The organism is Lachnospiraceae bacterium JLR.KK002, assembly GCA_036941025.1.
In the GTDB taxonomy this organism is placed as follows: Bacteria; Bacillota; Clostridia; order Lachnospirales; family Lachnospiraceae; genus Petralouisia.
In genome coordinates this window covers 1,329,675-1,347,130 of the sequence record JAYMNP010000001.1, presented here as the reverse complement: position 1 = coordinate 1,347,130, position 17,456 = coordinate 1,329,675, and the positions used below count along the sequence as shown (strand labels likewise).

The following is a 17,456-nucleotide window of genomic DNA, read 5'->3' as shown; positions in this document are numbered from 1 at the left end:
GGGCAATGGATAAAGAGGTGAAGAATGATGTTTAGCAATAAGGATTTAAAGAGGATGATTGTCCCGTTGTTTCTGGAACAGCTTCTGGTAATATTGGTTGGCCTGGCAGATACTTTTGTGATTAGTTTTGCCGGGGAGTCTGCGGTGTCGGGGGTATCTTTGGTCAATTCCTTTAACACGATTTTTATTTTCCTGTTTACGGCGTTGGCTTCGGGTGGAGCTGTTATTGTCAGCCAGTATATTGGCGGGAAAAAGCGGGAAATGGCGGGAGAGTCTGCCAGCCAGCTTTTCATGGCTTCCATTCTTTTTTCATTGGGGATTATGGCTGCCGTCCTGCTTTTTGGGTATCCGCTGATGAGGTTTCTGTTCGGAAAAGTGGAACAGGATGTGATGGAAGCCTGCCTGGTGTACCTGCGGATTTCTGCCTATTCTTATCCGGCTCTTGCCGTTTATAATGCCGGCGCAGCGCTTTTTCGGAGCATTGGCAAAACAACTGTGACGATGTATCTTGCAGTTATTTCTAACCTGATTAATATCATTGGAAATATTTTCGGTGTATTTGTCCTTCATGCGGGAGTGGCGGGGGTAGCATATCCCTCCCTGATTGCAAGGACATTTTCAGCAGTGGCAGTGACAATCCTTTGTTTTTGGAAAGAAAACAGTGTCCGTTACAGATGGAGGTGGATTGGCTGTTTTAATTTCGGGCTGTTAAAAAAAATATTAAGGATTGCTGTGCCAAATGGCGTGGAACAGGGGATTTTCCAGTTTGTCAAGGTGGCTCTGAGCAGTGTCGTGGCGCTGTTTGGCACATCACAAATTGCTGCGAATGGAATTGCACAGAGCATCTGGTCTTTGGCTGCCCTAGTTTGTGTGACGATGGGGCCGGTGTTTATTACGGTAATTGGACAATGCATGGGAAGCAGGGACACGGAGCAGGCAGAGTATTATTTCCGAAAACTTTCAAAGATAACAATTCTGATGTCTGTTGTGTGGAATGCGGCCGTGTTTGCCCTTACGCCTTTTGTCATGAAGTTTTATGATGTGGCTGAGGAAACCAAAACGCTGACGGTCATGCTGGTTTTGATCCATAATATTTTTAACTGTGCTGCCTTTCCCTTTGCGGATCCGTTGGGGAAAGGAATGCGCGCAGCCGGGGATGTGAAATTTACAATGGCGGTGTCATTAATTACAACGATTGGCGCAAGGCTTATTTTTTCGCTGTTATTTGCCATTGTTATGGATATGGGCGTGATTGGCATTGCATGGGCAATGTGCATGGACTGGTGCGTCCGCGCTGTGGTTTTTTACATTCGCTTTCAAAAAGGAAAATGGAAACAATTCCGGCTGATTTAAGGCTTGGGGTTCATTGATTTCAGGCTGGAAGCATGTTAATATAATGGATAGGAATTGTATTTCATTATAAGAAATGGGGATGGCTATGGAACTGCGTGTTTTAAAATATTTTTTAGCTGTGGCAAGGGAGGAAAATATTACAAAGGCCGCAAATCTTTTGCATATCACCCAGCCTACGCTTTCCAGACAGATGATGCAGCTTGAGGAAGAACTTGGGATCAAGCTTTTCCGCAGGGGCAGGCATAATGTATTGCTGACGGAGGAAGGGATGCTGCTTAGGCGCAGGGCGCAGGAAATTGTGGACTTGACGGAAAAGACAGAAAAAGAACTGGTGCATGGTGAAGAAACAGTGTCCGGGGAAATATCCATTGGCTGTGGTGAAACACAGAATATGAAACCGTTAGCGGAGATGATTTCTTCTTTTCAGGAAGAATATCCAGAGGTGGTGTTCCATATGTACACTGCCATTGCAGATGATGTGACAGAACGATTGGAAAACGGCATCCTGGACATGGGACTTTTATTGGAACCGGTAGAAATCAGCAGGTATCATTTTGTAAGGATGCCCCTGCAGGAAAAATGGCATGTCCTTATGCGCCGGGACTGTCCGCTGGCAGAGAAAGAAAAGATAACGCCGCCTGATCTGGCAGGTATGCCGCTCATTATTGCAAAGCGGCAGTCGGTACGCAATTTACTGGAAAACTGGTTTGGTGATGCGGCAGAAAAAATCCGGGTGGCATCGACATGTAATCTTTCCCATAATAATGAATCTCTGATGGTAGAGGGAGGAATGGGACTGGCTTTGATGATGGAGTATACTTGCGACCATGAGAGCCTGTGCTTAAGGCCGCTGGAGCCAGAGATTGTCAGCGGATGCGTATTAGTCTGGAAAAAGAACCAGACACTTTCTCCCGCAATGGCACGGTTTATTGGATATGTGAAAAAATATTTTTCGGTGTGACAATCGTTGGGCCGGTAAAGGACTGTAAGGAAAAATTACAGTTCTTTTTAGTACCATATAAGTGTAAGAGATAAGGCATATCAATAGTGCTTTACCTTCTGCACTTATTTTTTTATGATAAGGGAGTAATTGGTCTGGCGAAGCGATTTTTGGATTAACCACATCCGTCATAAAAACCGTCAACCATCCCTTATTATAAGCAGTCGTTTAAGCAGGTTGAAACCCGTAAGGTGCTTTCGTGTAACGAACTAAAATGAGTGGTAATAAGTGTGGATGGGACAATTACAGATTTATTTTGGAGGTTACAGATGATAAGTGTAGGAATTGATGTGTCAAAAGAAAAAAGTACCGTATGTATCTTAAAGCCTTATGGTGAGGTTGTGAGCAGGCCTTTTGAAGTCTGTCATGTGGAGAAAGAACTGTCCGAACTGACTTCCATGCTGCTGCGTCTGAATGATGACATCCGTGTGGTCATGGAAGCTACTGGGATCTACCATCTGCCTGTATTAAGCTATCTGAAAGAAAAAGGGCTGTTTGTGGCAGTGATTAATCCATTTGAGATGAAGGAATACCGCTGTCAGGGGTTAAGACGTGTGAAAACGGATAAGCAGGATGCCATTACAATCTCTAACTATGGGATTGACCATTGGTACAGGCTGAAGGACTATGAGGCAGAAGAAAGCGTCTATGCGGAGCTGAAGCTTTTGGGAAGGCAGTACCGTCACTATATGCGGATGCGTGTGGAGAGCGTGTTGGAACTGACTCATCTTCTGGACTATACGATGCCTGGGATCAAAACGCTGCTGAAAGGCTGGAATGAAACAAATGGGAAAGATAAGCTGGGGGATTTTGCGGAAGAATACTGGCATTATGACAATATCACGAAGAAACCGGAGGAACAGTTTATAGAGAGCTATCTGAAATGGGCAAAAGAGAAGGGATACCATCAGAGCCAGGATAAAGCCGTCAAGATCTATGCACTGGCAAAAGAAGGCATCCCCACAGTACCCTCCGATACCCCATCGACCAAAATGCTGGTACAGGAGGCAGTACGGGTGTTACGAGAAGTCGATAACACTCTGATGACCATTCTAACACAGATGCAGGCATTAGCCAAGAGTCTGCCGGAATATCCGGTTGTCAGGGCAATGGGAGGTGTTGGAAATGTCCTTGCGCCTAAATTGATTGCAGAGATTGGGGATGTGAGAAGATTCCATAGCGGAAAAGCCCTGATAGCCCACGCAGGAATCGACGCGCCGCCCTATCAGTCAGGGCAGTTTATGGGGACAGAGAGGAAAATATCCAAGAGAGGTTCTTCCAGCCTGCGAAAGATTGGATATGAAGTGATGAGATGTCTGAAAACCCATAAAGAGCCAGCAGACGCAGCAGTGTATAGATTTATTGTCTGTATAATGGGGTTAAAACCCTCGCCTTTAGGCGAAACCTTTAGGTAAACCCCATAGCTTCAAGTTTAGAAAAGGTGAAAACAGAGATACTAAACTTGAGGTGAAAAAAATGGAAAATTACAGAAAGTCAGCACATTGCACATACGATATCAAGTACCATTTAGTCTGGATAACAAAATATCGAAAACCAGTGATAACAGGAAAAATAGCGATAAGAACAAGAGAACTCATCAGAATCATCTGCCAGAGCAATGAAGTAGAAATACTGGCAGGACATGTTGGAAATGACCATATCCATCTGTTGGTATCCGTTCCGCCGCATTTGTCAGCGAGTAAGTTGGTACAGTATATAAAAGGGAATACGTCGCGAAAATTGCAGATGGAATATAAAGAATTAAATAAGCAATTCTGGGGTCAACACTTGTGGGCAAGAGGCTATTTTGTAGCAAGCAGTGGAAATGTAACAGATGAAATCATCAAGGAGTATATCAAGAATCAAGATCTGCAAGAGAGGAGCAATTCTGATAACTTTGAGATAGGATAAAAGTAATGGGATACCGATAACTTGCAGCATGCACAACTTTAGGCTGCTTTAGCAGCATGTTGAACCTACCGGCTTTAGCCGGTAGTGGTTCAGTTTGAAGAAAGAAAAAGAAGGAAAGTCAAAACGTGCAGCAAAAATAGCGGGATTAAATAAATTCCTTAGGATTTATTATGCACGTGTGATGGAAGTATACCAGAAGTAAAAAGAACTAAAACAGCGGATACGGCAGACCGGATTTTCCACCGGTCTAATTGTCGTAGGAAAAATTCATACGAAAAATATATTTAAAAACCTGCTAAAAAGTCTTGACTTTTGTTAGCAGGTTTTTATGCTATGGTTCTGTCATTCAAAACAGGCATTTCTGAAAATTCAGTATAGGTATTAGACATAGTCAAAAAAGTTTTGTATGATGGAAACATAATAAGAGAAGGAGGTCATCCAAATGAGCAAAAAGTATGAAAGCCTTGCAGGGACGATTGTGGAAAAAGTGGGCGGCAGCGGGAATATCAGCGCCGTGCGCCATTGCCAGACAAGGCTCCGTTTCACTCTGAGAGATACCGAAAAAGCGGATAAAGAGGGTATCGGGAACCTGGATGGGGTGGCGCAGGTAGTAGAGAGCGGCGGTATGTTTCAGGTTGTCATAGGTATGCATGTGGCAGAGGTGTTTGAGGAAGTAGAAAAACTGGTTCCGAACAGGGAAGGGCAGGAAGAACCGGACAAAGGGAATGGCAAAAAATGTCGCCGGTAGACTATGTGATTGATTTTGTGTCCAGTGTATTCCAGCCGATTGTCCCAGCGCTTTCCGGAGCCGGTATGCTGAAAGCGCTGATGGCATTGCTTACCGTATTCCATCTGGTAAATTCAGATTCGCAGACTTATTACATATTAAATTTCTTTGCAGACGCAACCTTTGCGTTTCTCCAATCCTTCTGGCCTATACAACGGCAAAAAGGATGAAATGCAGCGCAATTCTGGCTATGTCTGTGGCAGGCATTATGTGCCATGCAAATTGGATGGCATTAGTAGCCGCAGATGAACCGGTAAAATTTTTTGGTGTGATACCGTTCTATCTGGTATCTTATACATCAACCGTTATCCCGGTTATCCTCGTTATTATTGTACAGTCTTTTGTAGAGAAATGGCTGAATAAAGTGATCCCAAAGGCAGTAAACCTTGTATTCGTTCCGATGTTTACATTTCTTATTATGGGAACGCTGGCGCTGTTGGTTTTAGGGCCGGTAGGAGATTATGTTGGCGAAGGCCTTGCGCTGGTTTTTGACTGGCTGAGTACAAATGCGAGTTGGGCGCCTGCTGCGCTGATTGGGGGACTGTTCCCTGTTATGGTTATGTTTGGCATTCACCATGCGGTTGCGCCGCTTGGAAGTATGCAGATGGCAAGCCTTGGCTTTGACAGTATTTTTGGGCCGGGATGCGTATGCTCTAACATTGCACAGGGAGTTGCCGCGCTGGTTGTCGGTTTGCGTACAAGAGAATCCAAAACAAGGCAGCTTGGCTTGTCTGCCGGCGTTACGGCGCTGATGGGAATTACAGAGCCAGTATTGTATGGATTGAACCTGCCGAAGAAATATCCTCTTATTTCGGCAATGATAGGCGGGGGCTTAGGCGGTCTGTATGCCGGAGTTACACATACACACCGTTTTGCGACAGGCTCTTCCGGGATTCCGGCAGTGCTCCTTTATATCGGTGATGATACCATGAGCTTTTTTTGGAATATCATCATTTCGCTTTTGATTACGGCAGTATCTACGGCAGCCATTACATTTATTCTTTCGTTAAAATTTGAAAAGAGTGTGGAAATACAGGCACAGGAAACAGCAGCCATTGAAAATGAAGAAAAAATACGGTATACGCCCCGGTAAATGGAAAGATAGTTGAAATGGGGGATATTCCAGACCCGACATTTTCAGAAGGGGTTTTGGGATGGACAATGGGGATTTATCCAGAAGATGGCATTGTGCGGGCGCCTTTTACTGGGAAAATAGTGCAAGTGTCAGATACTGGCCATGCAATCGGCCTTGAAGGAAACGATGGCATGGAACTTCTGATACATGTCGGCGTTGATACGCGGCATGGGATTTGATCCGAAGGTAAAAGAAGGGGATGAAGTAAATGCTGGACAGGAGCTGCTTGTTTTTGACCGGAAGGCAGTGGCGGATGCCGGACACCCTGATGTCGTGGTAGTGATTGTGTTGAATGCGGATGATTATACAGCGGCAGAACTTGTGGCGGAAGGGACAGTAGTGGCAGGAACAAAGATCATACAGTTGAAAAAATAGGAGGTTATTATGGGCAGGTTTCCAGAGAATTTTTTATGGGGCGGCGCTACGGCTGCCAATCAGTTTGAAGGAGGAATCCAGGAAGGAGGGAAGGGGCTTTCTGTTCCGGACGTTATGACAGGCGGGACAAAAACAACTCCCCGGCATGTGACAGACGGCATACTTCCTAAGTACCATTATCCAAGCCATGAGGCGGTAGATTTTTACCATCGTTATAAAGAAGATATTGCCCTGTATGGTGAAATGGGTTTTAAATGTTTCCGAATGTCCATTAATTGGAGCAGGCTGTTCCCAAACGGGGATGAAAAGGAACCAAAACAAGAAGGGCTTGCTTTTTACAGGAATGTCTTTTTAGAATGTCAAAATATACTTTCAGATAGTCCTCAAGCTGCACCATCAGACCGTCCGAGAGCTTACAGCTCGCCACGGCGAAATGGAGCTTCCTGTTGGCTTCATCGGTCAGACGGAATAATCTGTCCTGTATGCGGAAAAAGGTATCCTCCAGACAGAGGTACAGCACATCCCCCGCCTTTGTGGGCATGTCCCAAAGGGGAAGCCCCTGCGACACGCAAAGACAGAGCTTGAGCATGAGCCAGCTCTTGCCGATTTTCTGTGAGCCGCAGAACAGCGACAAGCCCGTGGGGATAAGACCGTCCACCACAAAGGACGGCTTTTCAAGCGGCTCGTAAAGGAGCGTTTCCGCTTCCACCAGATTCAGCTTCTGCATGGGCTTCCTCCTTTCGGCGTTTTCGTTTGGTTTTACTGCACATAGGCGTGACCTCCTTGAATAGATTTACCCCTGCAATGAAGCAAGGGTATGTAGCACAGCCAGTCCATACAGTTCCACGCTTTCCCTAAAGCGGCGTTTTCTCTGTCAGTGCTATGCACGGATTGAGCAACGGGCAGGCTCATATCGTGGCTCTGCTGTCCGTTGCGGCAGGTATCCCTCTGGCGGCTGCTATGGAATTTTCAAGGAGCAAATCTATCGCTGTCATTTTGCGGTAATAAAAAAGGGCGGGAGGTTTTGACCTCTCACCCAACAGCCCGCAGGGGGATATATTTTTAGACATGGTATTCTGATTTTTTGAAAAAGTAAAAGCACCTGCCGCTTAACCGTTTTTCTCGGTCAGTAACAAGTGCTTTAAAAGTATTCAGATATCTTGAGTTTCCGCAAACTGCACTGAAAAAATGAATATGCCTATTAAAAGTACCAATCTGCCATTTTTTGAATGCAGTCGAGAGGCAGCATCTGCGAGTAGAGGTACCGGAAATAAGCCCCGCCGGAACCGGACTGTGGGAGAACTATTCTTTTCTCTATTCAGACGGCCAGCTTAAGGCAAAGCTGACGGTAAGCCGGACGCTTCGTCCGAAACCAGAGCCTGATGCCCTCTTTCGCATACGAGAGTATGCCGATGATGCCTTTTGCCAGCCGGTAATAGCTGAAGCCCACTTTCTCCTTTATGGGAGCAGCCGTTTTTATGATGGAGACTTTAAGGGCATTCGTCTCCGGCTTCATGGACAGGTGTGCCAGGAATGCCATGCATAAGGTGATATAAAAATTTAAAGCGTTGATGGCTTTGAGTCTCCGTACCCTGAAATGCTCAAAGCGAAATACCTGTTTTTTGCAGCGGAAATACTCCTCAATGCGCCATCTGGAAAAGTAGAGCTTTGCAATCCGGATGACATCTTCCCTGGAACTGATTTTTTTATTTGTAGCCAGCATCATGGGATGCTCCGTGATACCGTAGACCAGGACAAGGTAGATGTCCTTTCTGGAAGCCGTGATCTGCACTTTCACATGGGAAAGATAGGCATCATGGTTTTTGCCTTTATAATAAAGCGGCATTTTGATCTTGCCCTTGCGCTGTTCCCGAAGATGTGTCGCCGGGATCCATTTCCCATGGAAAAGGAGTTTGCGCTTTGTCGTAAGGCGGATGACGTAGTCCTGTTCCAGCCCATGGAGTTTCAGGAACATCTTGTTGTCATCGTATCCCCTGTCCATGACGAAAGTGGCCTTTCCGAACAGGGAGGCTGCCTGTTCCATTGCTGAAAAAGTCACATCATTGATGGATGTGAAGTCTTTCTCTTTCGAAGAATGGACCTTAGAGAGGATACTGACGGGATGGCCATTCTTCGTAAGGGCGCAGGCTTCTGTGACATGGTAGCCTTTTTCATAGACGTTCTTTGTGTCCGTGCTTTTGGAGCCATCCCTGACGAGGCCAGGGGATTCAAACTTGCGGCCATCCGGTTTCACGATATCGCTGTCATCGATATGGACGACAGGTTCATCCGGAATCCATTTGCGGATGGTGTAAAGGTATGATTTCTGCGCTTTTCCAGGAATCCCTTTATTCAAATGCCTGGTGAGCCGCTCTACGGAATTGACTTTTTTGGAACGTTCGTGGAGCTGGTCTACGATGTCGGTCAACAGGCAACTTCCGGAAGCGAGGATGCCGTAAGTCATATCGGCAATAAACTTTTTGTCCGGTTTTGAAAGCTTTTTGGAAATTTTATTAGAAAAAGTTAAAATTTCCCGTTTCAAAGTGTAGGTATTTGATGTAAAATGAGCCATAAGGAATCCTCCTCTTTTTTGTTTAGTGGATAATTGTTGTGGCGACTTTATTTTACATCAAAAAGGAAGAAGATTCCTTATATTTTAGGCATTTTACAAAAATTGTAGATGGTGATATGTGGATAATTGGACTTTTGTGGATAGAACTGCGGAAACTCAAGGAAAATAAGGGTGGCGTACAAACGTAAAAAATGTTAAAATAATTATGGTTCATCTGTGCAGGGATGCGGCTTTCCCAGGAAGGCTTTCGCATGACACTTTTTTCGATAGCGTAGGCTTAGCGGTGTTATCATGTCGAAGCAGATGAACCTTTTGTAAAATGGAGTGGTAAGATGGTAATCGAATTAAAGTATTCCGGCACAAACACATATCTTGTCCGGGGAACGGATGGCAGCATCCTTTTTGATGCAGGGTGGGCAGGTTCTTTTCCACAGTTTTGCAGGGTGCTTGGCGAGGCGGGGGCGACAGTGCAGGAAATTCGGTATTTGTTTATTTCCCATTTCCACCCGGACCACATGGGAATCGCGCAGGAAATTGCCGGCTGCGGCGTGAAAATCGTGGCGGCTGACGTGCAGCGGGCGCATATCCATGACGCGGACAGGGTATTTGCAAAGGAAGGGAACCGCCTTTACCGGCCGATTGTGGATGAGGATGTACGCGTCATTTCCTGTGGGGAAAGCCGTCTTCTTTTGAAGGAATGCGGGATTGCAGGAGAAGTGGTGCATACGCCGGGGCATAGCGAAGACAGCATTTCCTTATGCCTGGATGAAGGGGCGTTCTTTGTAGGCGACCTGAATCCCCTGTATGAGTTGGAGATTCACAAGGGGACTCAGATTGAGGAGAGTTGGGATAAATTGCTGGCAAAAAAGCCTGTCAGGGTGTACTACGGCCATGCGAAAGCGGCAAAGTTAAGCGGGGAGCGAGGGATGCCGAAAAAAGAATCCGGGCATTCCAAAGATATGTTTCAGCTTGTAAAAAAGATTATGAAATACATAGACAAGGGTTATACGCTTTTGGATATTGACAGGGCGACGGGAGCGGACAAATCATTTGTGGAGGATGTGGCGAGAATGTATCTGACGCATCAGAATATAAGCGTACAGGGAATTTTGGACAGGATTGAGATTAAGGGAAAATAGCCGGCGTACAAAAGTGGAAATATGGATATGGCATATGATTTAAAGTTCAGAGCCAGATTTAAGGAGGACAAACTTTATGCAGGAGATTAAATGGGCAGTTTTAGGCACAGGTGTAATTGCAAATGAAATGGCGGTTGCACTTAGGAAAAACGGGAAAAACATTTATGCCATTGGAAATAGAACTTATAACAAAGCAGTTGCCTTTGCAGACAAATATGGAATTGAAAAAGTGTATGAAGATTATAACGATATGTTTTCAGATCCGGAGATTGATGTGATTTATATTACCACTCCACATAATACTCATGCAGGATTTATGAAAAAAGCTATTGCCAATGGGAAACATATGCTTGTTGAGAAGTCGATTACATTAAACAGCAGTGAGCTGGATGAAGTAATTACATTGGCAAATGAAAAGGGCGTTATCATTGGTGAAGCCATGACTATTTATCATATGCCAGTATATAAGAAATTGAAAGAAATACTTGATTCTGATAAATTAGGAAAAGTCAACCTGATAACAATGAATTTTGGAAGTTTCAAGGAATACGATATGAGCAATCGGTTTTTCAATAGAAATCTTGCGGGAGGTGCAATGCTTGATATTGGGGTTTATGCACTTTCATTTATTCGATGGTTTATGGACGAAAAGCCAACGAGACTTTTATCGCAGGTAAAGTCTGCGCCAACAGGAGTGGATGAACAGGCTGGATTGTTGCTTATGAACGGAGAAGGACAGATGGCGTCGGTTATGCTGTCGCTTCATTCAAAACAGCCAAAGCGCGGAATAATTTCCTGTGAAAAGGGCTACATTGAAATTATGGAATATCCCAGAGCGTGGGAGGCGACGATTACCTATGTAGAGTCTGGAGAGACAGAAGTGCTCAGGGAAGGCGAAAATGCAGACGCTTTAGCATACGAGCTGGCAGATATGGAGAGGGCCATCTCAGGAGATGCGGAATGTATGCATCTTGAATATACCAAAGATGTGATGGATATGATGACAGCTTTTAGAAATGAATGGGGATTTAAGTATCCGGAAGAAGAATAAACTCTTTTTCAGAATTTGATACTTATTTTATTCTGCCGGCCATGGCAAATGCTGCAGCTTACATATGGCAGGATTGTCGTCAATGATGAATATTGGCAAAGAAATTATGGATGCAATAATAGCATAAAACCGATTATTTTCCGATAGAGTGGATAGATAAAGACGAAAGAAACGGGAGAGGGGCATATATGAAGCTGAAATGGGCGGTGGCCGCCATGACAGGGATTCTGTTGGACGTCCTGTGCATTTGGCTGGCTGCCATTATATAGTTCCAGGGATATGCGACCGGGACAGGGAAGACTTTTTGGGATTGCAAACTGGTTTATTGCGAATGAGACTGTAAAAGATATTTGCGACAATTAATAACAGGAATGAGATGAGGTGCAGGCATTGAACAACAGAGTGTATGAGTATGAGTCACTGATTTATGAAGCGGAGAAGAAAGGGGCGCTTATGTCATTTTTCCCTATGATATCAGGAAAGAGTTTGGACGGGGAAGGGTGAAGGTACATGCCACGTTTGACGGGGAACCCTATGATGGCAGTGTTGTAAATATGGGGGTAAAGAACGCTGACGGGAGTGTGTGCTATATTATCGGCGTGCGTAAGGATATTCGTTTCCGGATAGGAAAGCAGCCGGGGGACAGGGTTCTGGTGACGGTCAGAGAACGGGCATGACAGTGCCTGACAATTTACATGTTGTTCTGTAAAATCAATCATTAACCGGGATTTGTACTGCAGGTTTAGTCTGGAGGATATTATGAATATTGAACATTTGAAGGATAAGGGAGTTGATATTGCAGTCGTTTCCGGTGACGAGGTGGTAATTGCTGATACGCAGTCGGCTCTGGATTTGGCAATGACTGTGAAGTATGAGACAGGTGCGGAGCGGATTGATTCTGTATGGGAAGGCATCTCTTCTGGAGGTGCTTTTCTTTTGTCTTACAGGAAATACCGTGTCACGCTAACGCATGAAAGTATTTCCTGTGAGACAGAATAATTATGCGCACTCGCATGAATGGAATGATGTCGTTAAAGGGACCATGCCCGGCGCGTCAAAGTATCCAGGTCTACGGTCTGCTTCAGTCCGCGCTAAACGGACATCCACCGGATGTCCAGCGCCCTGAAAGTGGACCGTATCGTTCTCTTTTTTTATATAACTGGTGTCAGATGTAAAAATTTATGGTATCATAAAGGAAACAGAGAACCTGAGAATTATGGAGGTGTCAGAATAATGAAGTTAGCGGATATATCACATGGGCCGGACTGGATTGTATGGGCTGCATTCATCGTATTTGCAATACTTTCCGCAGTCTTAATTTCGGGACATGGAAGCGGACTGATTTCCGGTTATAATGTAGCCACAAAAGAAGAAAAAGCAAAATATAACGAAAAACGCCTGTGCAGAACAATGGGAACCGGAATGGCTGTAATAGCTTTTTGCATTCTTACTTCTGGTTTGTTTGAAAATGTGCTGCCGGCGAGTTTTGTATATGTCTTAATTGGCGTTATTATTACCGACGTCGTTATAATTCTCATTCTCAGCAATACAATTTGCAGAAAATGAGAATTTCCGGTTCATAACAGGCAGTTTTTGATGACTGTCCGGATAGTGGTTGACAAGCGGGAACAGTAACTTATATAATATTTCACCACTTTACAACTTTTCCATAAAAAAAATGTCATACAGGACTTTCTGATGTATAATAAGTTTGCAAACAAAAAAATACGAAAGAAAGTGATCCTGTACGACAGACTTATTATACAACGAAAAAACTATAATTGGTAGACTTTATCATTATTTTTACATTTATTTTGAGGCTTGTTCCATTCCTACAGCCGAGACATTGGTCCTGCTCCTGCTGTCCATACTGACACTGGAGTCAGCGGATTCCATCCGTTTCCTTTACAGACATTTCCTGTCAAAGCTAACAGATAAATCCCTGAATGCCTTTTACTATGCCTGCTCCTATGCCAAAGTGGATTATTCCAGGTTTATGAATGCAACAGCATCTATGGCATTGAAACTAATCCCGAAATCCTTAGAGACGCAGCCCGTTTTTTTATGCATGGATGATACCATTGTTCCCAAATATGGAAAGAAATTTGAGGATGTCTCAAAACTCTTTGACCATTCCGCGCACAACGGCAGCGGCTACCTGAATGGGCACTGCTTTGTAAGTGTCATGCTCTGTGTGCCAATGTGGGATAAAGGCAAGATTGTTTACCAGGCGTTTCCGCTTTCCTACCGTATGTGGCAGAAAGAAGAGTCAAAATTAAAGCTGGCTGCTTCCATGGTACGCCAGGCCATGCCTGAATTACAGGAAAAGGCGAATGTCATTATCCTATGCGACAGCTGGTATACAAAAGGGGATCTGGTTTCTGTCGTGGATGAATACCCAAACCTTGGCCTAATCGGAAATGCAAGGTATGACTCTGTCCTTTATGACCTTGCCCCGCAGCCGACCGGAAAAAGGGGCAGGCCTGCAAAACATGGGAAACGTCTTTCGGCGGAAAAAGATTTTACACTTTCGGATGAAAAAATAGGCGGTTATTATATTGGGATGCGCCGTGTCCTTACAAATATTTTCGGCACAAGGGAAGTTTTTGCCTATGTGACAGCCACAGAGAAGGAAGGCGGTTCCAGGCGCCTGTTCTTCAGTACGGTTTTCCCCACACAGCTGCAGATTTTTTGTGCATGGCAGGAAAAGACCCCCCTGAACCAGACGGGGAGTGCATGGATGGATTACATCCCCTTGTTCCTGTACTCATTCAGATGGAAGATAGAAGTCAGCTATTACGAACAGAAAACCTTCTGGTCACTATGCAGCTATATGGTGCGCAGCCGGAAAGGGATTGAAATGCTGGTTAATCTGATCAACATAGCTTATTGTGCGATGAAACTGCTGCCATATCAGGATGAAGCATTTTCAAAGTACCGTAGGGAAAGCGCACAGGATTTCAGGTTTGTGCTCAGCGAGCGGATCAGGCAGGAGGTATTTTTTGCCACTTTCGTGAAAAAGAGCGAAAGTATAATAAAATCATCTGCCCTTATGAGAGCCTTAAAATACCTTGTTCAGCAAAAGGAGCGCTATTTATAATAGTTGTAAAGTGGTGTAATATTTGTAACATCAGGAAAAAGGGTTGAATATGCAGACTGAGACATCTCATATTTCAACTATGCAAGCAGGGGGTACATTGAAATGAAAAGCATTCGAACCAAAATCACTTTAAGTCTTATTCTGACGGTTCTGATTGGGCTGGTTACATCCGGAACTTCAAGCATCATGCTGAACTATAACAATACCATGTCCACAGTGGAACATATGATGAGCCAGACTGCAGTTCTGGCGGCAGGACGGGCGCAGCAGGAGCTGGCGGCATATAAGAACGTGGTCATGGAAGTCGGGTGTATTCCGCAGCTATCAGACCCGGAAGTGCCGGTGGAAGAAAAACAGGCCATTATCGACGAGCGCGTTTCCATGCATGGTTTTCAGAGAGGAAACATTGTGGGCGCGGATGGTATCAGTATCTTTGATGGAAATGATTACTCAGACCGTGAATATGTGCGGCAGGCCATGGACGGGAATATTTTTGTGTCAGAGCCTTTAATCAGCAAGATTACAGGTGAACTGTCCATTATGGTGGCAGCGCCTTTATATGACGGAGGAAATTATGGAGAATCCATTGTGGGCGTCGTATATTTTGTTCCCCACGAGACTTTTCTGAACGATATTGTATCCGCTATTCAGCTTGGTGAAAACAGCAGAGCTTACATGATTAATAAATCCGGCAACACAATTGCAGATATTACGCTTGATACCATTACGGTTCAGAATATAGAAGCGGAGGCACAGAACGACTCTTCACTGAAGGAACTGGCAGCGATTCATGCCGAAATGCGCCAGGGGAAAAACGGATTCGGAGAATATACAAGCGGAGAATATACAAGCGGAGAAGATAAGATGTTTGCGGCCTATGCCCCTGTGCTGGATACGGACGGCTGGAGTATTGCAGTGACCGCACCTCAGCTTAATTATCTGGCGTCCACGCGGGATGCAATGGTTATCAACATTGCAGTAATCGTGGTTTCCATACTGCTTTCCGTTATTGTTGCTCTGACCCTGGCACTCAATATCGGTAAACCGATGAAAGCCTGTGTAAACCGCATGAAGCTCCTGGTAGAGGGCGATTTGGACACGCCAATGCCCAGGATTAACAACAGAGATGAAACAGGCGTGCTTGTGAAATCCACCGAAGCCCTGGTAGAAGGGCTGTGCACGGTTATCAACGATATCAGTTATCTGCTCAACGAGATGGCAAACCAGAATCTGGATGTCCATACGGAACATGAAGAAGTATATGTGGGCAGTTTTCGGAATATTCTGCTCTCCATGCGGAATATGAGAGTGGAACTGAGCGGCGCCATGCGTCAGGTAAACCATTCTGCCGAGGAGGTGGCGAATGCCAGCAACCAGTTATCCTCAAGTGCGCAGACACTCAGCCAGGGAACTACGGAACAGGCCAGCTCGGTACAGGAACTGGCAGCGCGGGTCAGCGTGATTTCTGAAGAAGTTAAAAATACAGCCAGCGGAGCGCTGGATGTGAGAGGCCAGACCCATCAGACCGGCGAAGAAGTATTCCTGTGTAATCAGAAAATGCAGAATCTGGTAGATGCCATGGAAAAGATTCAGAGCAGTTCCGAGGAAATTGAAAAGATTCTTAAGACAATAGACGATATTGCATTCCAGACCAATATACTTGCGCTGAATGCAGCAGTGGAGGCAGCCAGAGCGGGAAGTGCGGGAAAGGGATTTTCTGTTGTTGCCGAGGAAGTACGCAGTCTTGCCGGTAAATCTGCGCAGGCGGCTAAAAATACATCGGAACTTATTGCCAATTCTACGGATGCGGTACATATCGGTACGGAAATTGCTCAAAATACAGCAAATGTCCTGCTGGGCGTCGTAAACAGTATTCAGTCTGTGGTTGATTCCATAGACCATATTGCAATCGTATCCAATGAGCAGTCAGAGTCGGTTGAGCAGGTTTCCGAAGGTATCAATCAGATTTCGGTTGTTGTACAGAGCAACAGTGCTACCGCCGAGGAAGGAGCAGCCGCCAGTGAACAGCTTTCCGCTGAGGCTGCCTGTCTGAAAGAACTGGTAGAACAGTTTACCCTTGCTTCAGAATAGCGGTAAATGCCGGAACGCTGACTCTTTCACTGATAAGTTTTTCGCTGAAAATATTTCCTGAGACTGATGGAGGAAAACAGTATGAACTGGGAAGAAGCCAGAGAAATCATAGAAGAATTAAAAAAGAGAACCAGGACTTATGCATATTCCCTGGTCATTGACCCCGAAACGAAACCGGATTTGTCGGACAGTAAGTTCGGCGGCCTGCCCTGGTGGGATATGGAGAAAGAATATCCCACAGACAGCGAAGGCAGGAAACTGATGCTCCTGGCCCAGATTAATCTGGAGCAGATGTTTTGGAATCCGGAGGGGGACGAGCTGCTCCCGGAAACGGGAATGCTGCAGTTTTTTATCGCATTGGATGATGTATACGGGATGGATTTTGATGAACAGGATGCCCAGAAGAATTTCAGGGTGGTTTATCATGAGACCGTAAATGAACAGGTGACGGAAGAACAGGTCAGAAGTCTGGGAATTCCGTCATGTACAGATGATAATCCGGATGAATTTTCGCCCATCTTCAGGGAAGTGGCTCTGAAAATAACCGGAGAACAGGTGTTTATGGGAGGAGAAGATTATCGGTTTGTCACGCTCTTTCGGGATATTGCTCAGGAAAAATTCGGAAAACAGTGTGAAGGCCAGTCCCTGTATCAGATTCTGGACGGTGAGGCCCGGAAAAAAGTATGGGAAGAATTTTCAAACGAAAATCACTGGCTGCTGGGCTATCCTTATTTTACCCAGACAGACCCAAGAGAGTATGAGGAAAGGTATCGCTATTACGATACCCTGCTGTTCCAGATGGATTCCGATTACGGCGGGGATGAGGATTATATTTTATGGGGAGACGCAGGGGTGGCCAATTTCTTTATTAACCGGGAAGATTTGAAAAAGAAGGATTTCAGCAAAGTCCTGTACAACTGGGATTGCTGTTAAAGGATGCAA

General features: G+C 45.1%; 15 protein-coding genes and 4 pseudogenes. 17 read left to right on the top strand and 2 right to left on the bottom strand.

What is annotated here, in order from left to right:
• Positions 1–24 precede the first annotated feature (24 nt).
• The 9 genes and pseudogenes from VSQ32_06510 to VSQ32_06470 all read left to right on the top strand — a co-directional run bounded on the left by VSQ32_06510 (position 25) and on the right by VSQ32_06470 (position 6,924).
• Entirely contained in the window at positions 25–1,353 is a 1,329-nt protein-coding gene (locus VSQ32_06510) for an MATE family efflux transporter (protein ID MEH2942519.1), read from the top strand.
• An 85-nt stretch (positions 1,354–1,438) separates the two neighbouring features.
• Complete coding sequence (locus VSQ32_06505; protein MEH2942518.1) at positions 1,439–2,314, top strand: LysR family transcriptional regulator; 876 nt, start codon at positions 1,439–1,441, stop codon at positions 2,312–2,314.
• 308 nt (positions 2,315–2,622) lie between these two features.
• Positions 2,623–3,768, top strand: a complete 1,146-nt coding sequence (locus VSQ32_06500; protein ID MEH2942517.1) for an IS110 family transposase — start codon at positions 2,623–2,625, stop codon at positions 3,766–3,768.
• Between the two features lie 61 nt (positions 3,769–3,829).
• Complete coding sequence (gene tnpA / locus VSQ32_06495; GenBank protein MEH2942516.1) at positions 3,830–4,264, top strand: IS200/IS605 family transposase; 435 nt, start codon at positions 3,830–3,832, stop codon at positions 4,262–4,264.
• Positions 4,265–4,349: 85 nt separating this feature from the next.
• Positions 4,350–4,466 (top strand): annotated as a pseudogene (locus VSQ32_06490) (IS110 family transposase).
• A gap of 240 nt (positions 4,467–4,706) precedes the next feature.
• Complete coding sequence (locus VSQ32_06485; GenBank protein ID MEH2942515.1) at positions 4,707–5,012, top strand: PTS transporter subunit EIIB; 306 nt, start codon at positions 4,707–4,709, stop codon at positions 5,010–5,012.
• A 205-nt stretch (positions 5,013–5,217) separates the two neighbouring features.
• A complete protein-coding gene (locus VSQ32_06480) occupies positions 5,218–6,144 on the top strand; it encodes a PTS transporter subunit EIIC (protein MEH2942514.1) in 927 nt (308 codons plus the stop codon).
• 17 nt (positions 6,145–6,161) lie between these two features.
• Positions 6,162–6,561, top strand: a pseudogene (locus VSQ32_06475) (PTS glucose transporter subunit IIA).
• Positions 6,562–6,570: 9 nt separating this feature from the next.
• Positions 6,571–6,924 (top strand): annotated as a pseudogene (locus VSQ32_06470) (family 1 glycosylhydrolase).
• 7 nt (positions 6,925–6,931) lie between these two features.
• On the opposite strand, the pseudogene VSQ32_06465 reads toward VSQ32_06470, so the two are convergent.
• Together VSQ32_06465 and VSQ32_06460 are read right to left on the bottom strand one after the other, a co-directional pair.
• A pseudogene (locus tag VSQ32_06465) lies at positions 6,932–7,288 on the bottom strand (AAA family ATPase).
• A gap of 591 nt (positions 7,289–7,879) precedes the next feature.
• On the bottom strand, positions 7,880–9,133 hold the full coding sequence (locus VSQ32_06460; protein ID MEH2942513.1) for a transposase: 1,254 nt from the start codon (positions 9,131–9,133) through the stop codon (positions 7,880–7,882).
• Positions 9,134–9,465: 332 nt separating this feature from the next.
• Here VSQ32_06460 and VSQ32_06455 point away from each other — a divergent pair, with 332 nt between their 5' ends.
• The 8 genes from VSQ32_06455 to VSQ32_06420 all read left to right on the top strand — a co-directional run bounded on the left by VSQ32_06455 (position 9,466) and on the right by VSQ32_06420 (position 17,447).
• Positions 9,466–10,272 (top strand): MBL fold metallo-hydrolase, encoded by an 807-nt coding sequence (locus VSQ32_06455; GenBank protein MEH2942512.1) that lies wholly within the window; start codon positions 9,466–9,468, stop codon positions 10,270–10,272.
• Between the two features lie 76 nt (positions 10,273–10,348).
• A complete protein-coding gene (locus tag VSQ32_06450) occupies positions 10,349–11,323 on the top strand; it encodes a Gfo/Idh/MocA family oxidoreductase (GenBank protein MEH2942511.1) in 975 nt (324 codons plus the stop codon).
• 500 nt (positions 11,324–11,823) lie between these two features.
• Positions 11,824–12,000, top strand: a complete 177-nt coding sequence (locus VSQ32_06445; protein ID MEH2942510.1) for a DUF1905 domain-containing protein — start codon at positions 11,824–11,826, stop codon at positions 11,998–12,000.
• A gap of 82 nt (positions 12,001–12,082) precedes the next feature.
• Positions 12,083–12,322 carry a hypothetical protein gene (locus tag VSQ32_06440; GenBank protein ID MEH2942509.1) on the top strand — a complete coding sequence of 80 codons (240 nt, stop codon included), beginning with the start codon at positions 12,083–12,085 and terminating at the stop codon, positions 12,320–12,322.
• Between the two features lie 111 nt (positions 12,323–12,433).
• A complete protein-coding gene (locus tag VSQ32_06435) occupies positions 12,434–12,889 on the top strand; it encodes a DUF3784 domain-containing protein (protein MEH2942508.1) in 456 nt (151 codons plus the stop codon).
• Positions 12,890–13,199: 310 nt separating this feature from the next.
• Positions 13,200–14,423 carry a transposase gene (locus VSQ32_06430; GenBank protein MEH2942507.1) on the top strand — a complete coding sequence of 408 codons (1,224 nt, stop codon included), beginning with the start codon at positions 13,200–13,202 and terminating at the stop codon, positions 14,421–14,423.
• 102 nt (positions 14,424–14,525) lie between these two features.
• The gene (locus VSQ32_06425; GenBank protein MEH2942506.1) at positions 14,526–16,514 is read left to right on the top strand and encodes a methyl-accepting chemotaxis protein; all 1,989 of its coding nucleotides are present in this window, start codon (positions 14,526–14,528) and stop codon (positions 16,512–16,514) included.
• Between the two features lie 81 nt (positions 16,515–16,595).
• A complete protein-coding gene (locus VSQ32_06420; GenBank protein ID MEH2942505.1) occupies positions 16,596–17,447 on the top strand; it encodes a YwqG family protein in 852 nt (283 codons plus the stop codon).
• The last annotated feature ends 9 nt before the right edge of the window (positions 17,448–17,456 follow it).